The organism is Paenibacillus sp. 1-18, assembly GCF_000520755.1.
In the GTDB taxonomy this organism is placed as follows: domain Bacteria; phylum Bacillota; class Bacilli; order Paenibacillales; family Paenibacillaceae; genus Paenibacillus; species Paenibacillus brasilensis.
Genome location: NZ_ASSB01000196.1, coordinates 41534 through 49945, shown reverse-complemented (window position 1 = coordinate 49945; position 8412 = coordinate 41534). Strand labels below are relative to the sequence as shown.

Sequence of the window (8412 nt, the reverse complement as noted above, 5' to 3'; positions counted from 1 at the left end):
CGGGGGATGGATTAACAAGCCAGCCCGTTTCGCCGTGTCGTACAACCTCCGGAATGCCGCCGATACGGGAAGCAACCACGGGCACTTCTGCCGCCATAGCCTCCAGATTGACCAGCCCGAAGGCTTCATCCTCCACTGATGGAACGACAGTCACGTCGGCTAGCTGATATAGCGAGGCCAACGCCGGATGGGGAACATAGTCTAGAAATTGGACGTGCTTTCCCAATCTTAGTTTACGCATCTGCCGATGCAACGAAGCCGTGTACGGTGTGGGGCGGTCGTGACCGTAAAAGGCACTGCCTGCAATGAGCAGCAGCACATCCGGACACGCGCGAGCCACCCGGCGCAGAGCCTTGAGCAGCCGGTGCACGCCTTTCCCCGGCATTAATCTGCCTGCGTATAGCACGATTCGTCGACCTGACCAGCCGAAATCGTCCAATCGCGCCGCTCTGACTGCTTCTCCCACTGGAGTCCGGCGTGGCAGAAAATCATCGGGATGTATCCCCAGCTTGTTTACGACGATGCGTTCCCTAACGATGGCAGGACTGTTGGCGGCGACGCTTGCCCCCAAATAAGCGCTATTCACGATAATCCGATCCAGCGGCAGCAGCAGTCTGCCAATGTCCTCCCGTCTAAGATGGGGCTGACGGATAAAAGTGGTCGAATGCAAAGTCAGCACTACTCGGCTATTAGGCAAAGCCTCGCGAATGGCATACGCAGCAGTCGGGCGGTTGTGTACATCTACTACTGCAGGTGACCACCTCTTCAAGTCAGCAATCACCTCGGGAATATAACTTGCCCCTTGCGTATAACGCATGCACGGGACTCCGTCCACGTCTCCATGATCCGGTGCCTCTACTCCCTTTATCCCATAGATCAGTGCCTGAAGCTCATGGCTGGCTAATGGTACCATACAGGCAATGACCCGCTCCACAGAACTGCTGCGGGGCGAAGGTATAACAAAAGAGCCCGGTGTAACGACCGCTACCTTGGGCCTCTGCATCCATCCTTCACCTACTTTCGTCTCTTATTCCAACACCCTTCAACACTCATCTAGTATCATATCGCCTCCTTCGCTCAAAGGTGCCTGGCTTCTCACTTTGGGCGCACCGCAAGGCGAGCGTCCATGCCTGGCCGATCTTTCATACATATGATGGACTAGAATCACAGTATGGTCAGTTGGAGTGACTACAAGGAGGCGGACATACTCATGTTGCATGTCGGTGTCATGCTCAACCCGGCAACCTACCGGGGCATTCCCGCCATGAAGACACGATATGAATCTATCGCCAATTACGAAGACGCCGGGTTAAGCTATGGGCTCATCCCCTGCTTTCTTCATCTGGAAGAGATTCATATAGCGACTGGAACATGCCGGGCTTTTGTTAAACACGGCAACGAGTATCGGCAGATGACTCTTCCGTTGCCACCGGTCATTCACAATCGGACTCTTTATCGGCATAATGAAAATGCCAGAGATATCAACAGGCTGGTAAAAAAGGGAATCTATATTTTTAACGAACAAAACCGTTTCCGCAAGGACCATATACATGCGATTTTGCAGGAAGACCCGTTGTTGCGCATCCACCTTCCCAAAACATTGCAAGGTAACCTGTCCTCAATCCATACTCTGATGGAGCAAATCGGAGATGTTGTAATCAAACCCAGCAGTGGAAGTGTTGGCAGAGGAATTATGCGTCTACGTCGTTCCCATGGACACTGGACCCTGCAATGTGCTCATCCCGCTATGCCTGAGCGCTGGTCCACGCTGCGCTTACATGTCGGAGAACTGCCTTTATTTCTGCATAAGCGGCTACTGCATGTGCCTCACATCGTACAGGAAACCATACCGCTTGCTCTGTGCGACGATCGCCCTTTTGATATCCGTGTGACCGTTCAGCGTGGATATGGTGGCGTATGGGGAGTGACAGGCATGTTTGCCAAAATTGCTCCTTCCCACACCTTTGTCTCCAATGTGGCACAGGGTGGTACAGCCCGTTCCTTACTGGAGGTGTTGTCACAAGCACAGGCGGTTCAAACTTCGAATACAGCCCGCCTGATGAATGAGCTGGAGAGACTCTCGTTACAAATCGTTCATCGTCTGGCACAGAACCTTCCCCGTCTCGCCGACGTTGGTTTGGATTTGGGAATTACCCAGGAGGGCAAGGTTTTTTTTATCGAGTGCAATGGTCGCGACCAGCGCTACGGCTTCAGCCAGGCAGGTATGAACAATGTCTGGAAAGAAACGTACACTCAGCCAATGGCATACGCCCGCTGGCTTCTTGAGCGGATGCCTTCAGCAGACACTGAACGTTCACCGGGCCGTCTACTGTATTGATTTACGTCACATTCTGTGTCAATATAGTTCAGAGCGGCCGGACAGGTTCCGGCCAAGACGGCTCGGAAATGAACAAGGGGGATCTGTAATGGCAAAACAGTGGCTGCGGCTTATGACGGAGCTATCATCGCGCAAGTGGGTGTGCCGGATTGTGGGCTCCTTCGCGCAAAGCGGTGCAAGCCGACTTTTTATCCCCACCTTTATACGTACGTACCAGATCCAGACGCATGAGGCGGAACAGGATTGGAAAGAATATCGCTCCCTGAATGCCTATTTTACACGCAAATTAAAAGCGGGCATGCGCCCGATTGATACGAACGCCCAGGTGATGACCAGTCCGGTGGATGCACGGATTACTTTCACTGGATCAATTACGTCCGGCACTCTCTTGAATGTCAAAGGACAGGATTATACGCTGGATGAGCTGCTTAACCGCTCGCCGCGTCTTGAGAAGTACACACACGGCTATGCTTTTGTGCTTTATCTCAGCCCGACGGATTATCATCGCATTCATGCGCCAGTATCCGGTACACTGGTGGAGAAGGAGCATCTGCGCGGCAAGGTATATCCCGTAAATGACTTCGGCTTGCAGCATATGAGGGGAGTCCTTAGCCGTAATGAGCGACAAATTACGTACATTGCTCATGAATACGGTGAGGTGGCTATCGTCAAAGTGGGTGCAATGAACGTGAGCAGCATCAAGTATACGGATGATCAAGCCGTTTCATGGAAAAAAGGTGACGATCTCGCGTATTTCGAATTTGGATCAACTGTCGTTCTACTGACTGAAAACGGTACGTTTGAGCCAGATCCCGCGTTGAAGCTGGGCGAAGTGGTAAGAATGGGGCAGCGTCTCGGCTGCTTCCGCCATGATGCCAAAGCGTAACCGGGTTTACCGCCAGTGCGTGACTGCTACACATACAAAAAGGACCCGGCAATAATGCATTATTGCCTAGGTCCTTTTTGTTGTATCTTTATTGTCATACGTTCATACGGTAGCTCTCAAAACCATACTCTCATTTCACTTCTGGCTGATAGCGTCCAATAGGCCTGAATCTGAAACAGCTCGTCCACCATCATAGCTTCACCTGATCTCGGACGGACTTTTCCCTGTATATTGCTTGAATTGACGGCTGAAGAAAAAGATATCTCGGTATCCCAAGGCCTCTGCCACCTCAGTCACATTCATCCCGGCATGCAACAATAGATGCTGTGCGCGTTCAATCCGCATACTGATTATATGAGATTGCGCGGAAACGCCCAGCAGCTCCTTGAATTTAATTGAAAAATAACGCGGCGACAGCCCTGCCCGTGCCGCTAAATCCTCGACACGATGAGGAAGTCCCGGATGCTGACGCACATAGTTGGCCGTTTCCCGAATGACCTCGGTGAGCTGGTTGCTGGCCTGCTGCTCCTGCGGCTCCTTACGGTCGGCACGCAGCAGATGAATCATCAATTGCTTCAAGATCAGCCTGCCTTCCTCTTCAGCTCCGTAAGCACGCTCCAAGCGCAGACGGACGTATCTGGCAAGCATATGCTCCACCTCAAATGTTTCCTCCAGCATGCGGTAGCTTGCAGGGATAAGCTTCGGCTGCTCAGAAAGATCAAAATGAATATAAGTCAGTATAAGCGGCTTTTGCGGGTTATGTGTGGCCCGGGTATCATCCCCGGGCTTGAACAGGAAGCAGCTGCCCTTGCTCACCGGATAGGCTTCCCCGTTTAATACAACCGTCCCTTCTCCGCTCCATACATAAAATAAATCATAGTTTGGCATCGGCTTTTCGCGCACCTGCCATTTCCAACCCGGCTCGCACACAATTTTGGCAAAGGCGGGCAGCAGGATAAACGATGACGCAGACGTATCCAGCAACATCTGCACCTCCTTTTGCTATTCTTTGGATTTCTCTATCCCGTTAAATAATAATATAAGCGCCGCGCCGCCAATACGCAAAAAATTAGTGTGCGCAACTCCGTTAATGTAGGGGCTGTCCAACTCGGCGTACCGCTCTCGGATTCGGCACAAGAAAGGCTCTCTGACAGTTAGCATGAAGCTGAATCAGCTTGCGAGCACCAGCGATCAATAGCTGTACAAAAGGAACTTGCCCAACTGCGCGAGAGCTTGATAAAATATAGCGGTCGTTAAGTGCTTTTTTAGTGTCCTTGGAACATTCAGGCATTGCGCCGTATGGATCCGTCAAGGTGCTCGCCAGCAACAGCTCAGCGGCTTGTCTTTGACGAGCGGGTTCTTCCCGCATACCACTACTCTCTCCGAATCTTAGGAGGGCTGGCACCGTCTGGAGCAGGATTGCAAAGAACAGCAGCGCAGACAACATTTGTACATCAAAAATCAGGTACTGGTACCTCAAGGAGAGTGTGGTATTCATGTTAGACAAAGACACAATTGATCAACGATTAGCTGTTTTATCAACCATTCAAAACAATTTAGGCATGATCATGTTTGACACGCAAGGACAAGTCACTTGGTCCAATGAACTTTTCGCTAGTACAATGGGATATAAGGTTGATGAAATTGTTGGTATTCATCACAGCCAGCTTTGCTTGCAAGAATTTGTATCCAGTCATGCGTATGCTGACTTATGGAGTAATTTGCGTCAAGGAAGAGCCTTTCAAGATAAAATTGTACGAGTTACAAAAGATGGAAGAAAGTTAACACTAGAGGCAACTTATATGCCTATCCTTAAAGAAGATCATGTCCAGGCCGTCATCAAGATAGCAACTGACATCACGAAACGCGAAACCGTTCTCCAGGAAAGTACGGCAGAGCTGATAGCAATGGTGGAGGAAATGACTGCTAACACGGATGAGGTATTGGAAGCTTCGAAGCTGATTGTAGACCATATGGCAAAGTTGAATACGGAATCTGCAGTAGTCAGAGATCAGCTCAAAAGTATCCAATCAGTCACTAGTGTTGTCAAGGATATTGCTTCTCAATCTCATTTGCTAGGTTTGAATGCCGCCATTGAAGCTGCCCGAGCCGGTGAACAGGGACGTGGCTTTGAGGTGGTCGCCAATGAAGTTAGAAAAATGGCGGCCTCCAGCAAACTATCCGCAGAAGACATCTTCATTCAAATAAATGAAATTGTAAAAGCAATGTCGTCGATGATGCAAAAAATTGAAGATATCACGGATCAGATTTCCACCAATTCGGATGCTATGAGTGAATTAAAAAAAGCCTATGATCATATCGCTGCTACTACAGAAAATTTGGCATCCTCAATTTAAGCCGCTTACTTTCAGTTACGTCCCCTTAATGCTTTTGCGTGACGCTTACCGAGTGTAATGCTATAATATGTAATCAAAATGACTTGGAAGGATGAAACGGGAATGAATCCACTGGTAGCCCAGCTAAACCACAACATTCAGTCAGGCAACGAGCATGTATATCAAATGCTTTCCCTTTTAGGTAAAGAAATTTATTTTCCAAAAGAAGGAATTTTGAGCCAATCTGCCGAAGCCGGAAAAATGGCCAAAAAATATAATGCTACGATCGGTATTGCTATTGAAGGCAATGGTCCTATGCATTTGCAGGTTATTCAGGAGAAGCTGTCTGCTTACAGTCCCAAGGATTTATACCCTTATGCTCCCCCTGCGGGCAAACCTGAACTGCGCAGCGTATGGCGCGATAAAATGCTGAAGGAAAATCCTTCGCTGGCTGGAAAAGGCTTCGGCCTTCCCGTAGTTACGAACGCGCTGACCCACGGTTTGAGTATCGTTGCCGACCTGTTCACAGATGAAGGCGATGCCGTCATTTATCCGGACAAAAACTGGGAAAATTATGAGCTGACATTCGGGATTCGCCGTCACGGACGCTTGGTGAATTACCCGTTGTTCACGGAGGACAACCGTTTTAATAGCGAGGGGCTGCGTGATGCGCTGCTCGCGCAAAAAGAGTACGGCAAAGCGATCGTTATATTGAACTTCCCTAACAATCCAACTGGCTATACACCGGGCGCCGAAGAGGGGAAAGCGATTGTTGCAGCCATTCAAGAAGCCGCAGAAGCAGGCATCAATGTTGTAGTAGTGACGGACGATGCTTATTTTGGTCTGTTCTTCGAGGACTCCCTGCATGAATCGCTATTTGGTCAGTTAGCCGGACTTCATCCGAGAATTTTACCAGTCAAAGTCGACGGAGCCACCAAAGAAGAATACGTTTGGGGTTTCCGTGTCGGATTTATTACCTTTGCTTCCGAGAATCAGGATGTACTGAACGCACTAGAGCAAAAAGCACTGGGGATTATCCGGGCAACGATTTCGAGTGGCCCTCACCCGTCCCAAACCTTCGTACTGGATGCCCTCAAATCTCCTGATTTTGAGCAGCAAAAGCAAGAAAAGTTCCAAATTATGAAGGGGCGGGCTAATAAGGTTAAAGCACTGCTTGATAGCGGGAAATACGGAGATGTATGGAGCTACTACCCTTTCAACTCGGGTTATTTCATGTGTCTCAAGCTGAACGGCTTGTCCGCCGAACGGCTGCGTACACATTTGCTGGAGCAATATGGAGTAGGGACGATTGCGCTGGGTGAGCACGACCTCCGGATCGCGTTCTCCTGCATTGAGGAAGAATATCTGGAAGACTTGTATGACATTGTTTACCGTGGCGCACAGGATTTGTTGAACGCCTAACGGTAGCGGGCTAAATGTATAACATAATGAAGCGGTATGCCGAATATTGCGGCATACCGCTTTTTGATCCGCTGAGTGCTTGTCAAGCACTCTCTCGGACAGATTAACCTTCAGCAGCGAGCAAGGTTTCCTGTGCCAGCGGCAGCAAAATAATCACCTTGGTCCCGACTCCCGGCTCACTCTCATAGCGTATACTCCCGTTCATTGCTTCAATGATTCGAAAGGAGACGGCCGTTCCCAGACCCGTTCCTACCTCTTTTGTCGAAAAAAACAGAGTGCCCACTCGCTCCAGATGCTCCTGGCTCATGCCTTTGCCATTATCCCTAATATTCAGACACGCCTTCTCTTCCTGAATTGCCAGCGTTATGTATACCCTGCCTCCATCTTCCGCAGCCTCAATTGCATTTCTCGTCACATGTACTAACGCCTGTAACAGCTGGTTACGATCCGTATGTACGTATATTTCATTTCTCAGCTCTGTGTACAGTCTTACCCCTTGCTTGGTTGCCATCGGCTTTAGAAGCAGAACAATCTGTTGCACCATGCCCGACAGATCCATCAACTCTGTTTTGCCAATCTGCGGTCTGGATAAGTTCAGATAGTCGCTAATAATTCTTTCAGCCCGATCTACCTCTGCCAGCGCCAAAGCAATATACCTGCGATTTTTTCCTTCCAGCCCTGACTGAACCATTTGCAGGAACCCTTTAATGACAGTCAACGGATTCCGTACTTCATGGGCCATAGAGGCAGCCAGTTCACCCAATGTGTTGATACGCTCAGCCTGTCGAATCTTTCTCCTCATTTCTTCCCGTTCCAGACTAAACTCCATCCAGAATGAAGAGGCCCCAACACTTAAGAATTGAATCACACCAAACCCGAAAATGATCTTGATCAGTTCTATTTCATCCTTATCCAGCTTGCCATTAGCCCAGGAATGTATCAGAAGAATGATCAGCATAACCATGCTGGCCCATATACTCATCAGCATATTGATGCCTACCCGTAAAAACATACCCTTGATCTGCATAAACCTTTTTCTCACCAAGAAAGGACCCAGATAACACAAAATCATGCTGAGAAGCCCCACTTGAATCGACTCAGGACCTACATATATACGAACTAACACCATCACTGTTATATTCAGCAATCCTGCCTTTGGGCCAAAATATAGCACGGACAGAATCAAAGGAACATAGCGGAGATCCCAGTATAAGCCATACCAAATGTACGCAAAAGTAATGCACAGCACAGAAGACACGCCCAGCACCCCTCCCATAAGCAACGGGGCATGTTTCATATGTCGATGATCCGACAAAGCGCTATATACCAGCAACGGTACAAACACAAGAAATATGTTTACGAGCAGCTTATCTACCAGCATCTCGTCTTTCCCACTTTCCAAGTGATAATGATTACATACTTCTTCTATT

General features: G+C 49.0%; 8 protein-coding genes. 4 read left to right on the top strand and 4 right to left on the bottom strand.

From position 1 onward, the window contains the following. A partial coding sequence (locus tag L693_RS0112145) for a glycosyltransferase family 4 protein (RefSeq protein WP_025717474.1) occupies positions 1–1003 on the bottom strand: 1003 nt, incomplete at its 3' end. Between the two features lie 207 nt (positions 1004–1210). On the opposite strand from L693_RS0112145, the gene L693_RS0112140 reads away from it, so the two are divergent. After that, entirely contained in the window at positions 1211–2338 is a 1128-nt protein-coding gene (locus L693_RS0112140) for a YheC/YheD family endospore coat-associated protein (RefSeq protein WP_025717473.1), read from the top strand. Between the two features lie 88 nt (positions 2339–2426). Beyond that, the gene (gene asd, locus L693_RS0112135; RefSeq protein WP_025717472.1) at positions 2427–3224 is read left to right on the top strand and encodes an archaetidylserine decarboxylase; all 798 of its coding nucleotides are present in this window, start codon (positions 2427–2429) and stop codon (positions 3222–3224) included. Positions 3225–3422: 198 nt separating this feature from the next. Here the strand turns inward: asd and L693_RS0112130 are convergent, their stop codons facing one another. Together L693_RS0112130 and L693_RS0112125 are read right to left on the bottom strand one after the other, a co-directional pair. Next, positions 3423–4208, bottom strand: a complete 786-nt coding sequence (locus L693_RS0112130) for a helix-turn-helix domain-containing protein (protein ID WP_025717471.1) — start codon at positions 4206–4208, stop codon at positions 3423–3425. A 103-nt stretch (positions 4209–4311) separates the two neighbouring features. Next, positions 4312–4593 (bottom strand): hypothetical protein, encoded by a 282-nt coding sequence (locus L693_RS0112125; protein ID WP_025717470.1) that lies wholly within the window; start codon positions 4591–4593, stop codon positions 4312–4314. Between the two features lie 127 nt (positions 4594–4720). On the opposite strand from L693_RS0112125, the gene L693_RS0112120 reads away from it, so the two are divergent. Continuing rightward, the gene (locus L693_RS0112120) at positions 4721–5581 is read left to right on the top strand and encodes a methyl-accepting chemotaxis protein (RefSeq protein WP_025717469.1); all 861 of its coding nucleotides are present in this window, start codon (positions 4721–4723) and stop codon (positions 5579–5581) included. A gap of 102 nt (positions 5582–5683) precedes the next feature. Then, a complete protein-coding gene (locus L693_RS0112115) occupies positions 5684–6982 on the top strand; it encodes an aminotransferase class I/II-fold pyridoxal phosphate-dependent enzyme (RefSeq protein WP_025717468.1) in 1299 nt (432 codons plus the stop codon). Positions 6983–7085: 103 nt separating this feature from the next. Here L693_RS0112115 and L693_RS0112110 read toward each other — a convergent pair whose 3' ends face one another. Beyond that, entirely contained in the window at positions 7086–8363 is a 1278-nt protein-coding gene (locus tag L693_RS0112110) for an ATP-binding protein (protein ID WP_025717467.1), read from the bottom strand. Positions 8364–8412: the final 49 nt, after the last annotated feature.